Here is a 1,071-nt window from a genome sequence, read left to right on the forward strand (position 1 = left end):
CTAGGTGTGTTGTCCGGGGAGGTTGGTGACGCGGCTGGCTGGGGTGTGGCCGCTGATTCCGGTGTGGGGTCGGTGGTAGTTGTACCAGTCCAGCCAGCCGGGAAACGCTGCTTGCCGTTCGGCTTCTGAGGTGTAGGGCCGCTGGTAGGCCCACTCGTCCAGCAGGGTGCGGTGGAAGCGTTCGACCTTCCCGTTGGTCTGCGGCCGCCAGGGGCGTGTCCAGCGTGGGCTGATGCCCAGGTCACGGCAGGTACGGCGCCAGGTGTTCTTGCTGTAAGCCCAGGCGTTGTCGGTCAGCACGCGCTCGATGGTGACGCCTTGGGCGGCGAACCAGGTGGTGGCGCGGGCCAGGAAGGCCGCGCAGGTGGCGGCGGTCTCGTCGGTCAGGTTCTCGGTGTAGGCCAGGCGGGAGTGGTCGTCCAGGGCAGTGTGCAGGTAGGCGTAGCCGGTGCCGGTGCGGTTCTTGCGGCCGGCTGCCCGGCCGAGTGTCTTGTGGCCGCCACCGTCGGGGATACGGCCGAGTTTTTTGACGTCGATGTGGACCAGTTCGCCGGGCCGGGAGCGTTCGTAGCGGCGGATGGGTTCGCCGGTGGCCCGGTCCAGCGTGGCCAGAGGTGGCTGGCCGTGGCGTTGGAGGATGCGGTGTGCGGTGGAGGCGGCGACGGTGGTGCGGGCGGCCAGCCGCAGTGGGCCGATGCGGTGTTCGCGGCGCATCCGCAGCACCTGTTCCTCCACGGTGGCGGGAGTCCGGTGGGGTGAGTGGTGGGGGCGGCTGGAGCGGTCGTGCAGGCCCGCTGCCCCGTGGCGGCGGTAGCGGTGGGCCCAGCGGGCCGCGGTGGTGTGGCTGACCTGGAACCGTTCGGCCGCTCGCCGCAGCGGCCATCCGTCCTCGATGACACACCGGGCCAGACGCAGCCTGCCAGTGGGGGTCAGCGGGGCGTTACGGTGGATCAACGAGGGCCTCCTGGGCATCGGTGCAGACTCGCAATCCACACCGAAACCAGAGGCCCTCGCCCCGTTCAAGCACCCCTCACGGCGCGTCGCCCGTCACCAACCTCCCCGGACAACACA

1 protein-coding gene is annotated in these 1,071 nt (G+C 70.3%); it reads right to left on the reverse strand.

Features of this window, described 5'->3' with window-relative positions; translation table 11 throughout:
• On the reverse strand, window positions 1-954 hold the full coding sequence (locus ABD329_RS47805; protein ID WP_198282456.1) for an IS481 family transposase: 954 nt from the start codon (window positions 952-954) through the stop codon (window positions 1-3).
• Window positions 955-1,071 lie beyond the last annotated feature (117 nt).

This window comes from Streptomyces javensis, from assembly GCF_039525925.1.
GTDB lineage: Bacteria > Actinomycetota > Actinomycetes > Streptomycetales > Streptomycetaceae > Streptomyces > Streptomyces asiaticus.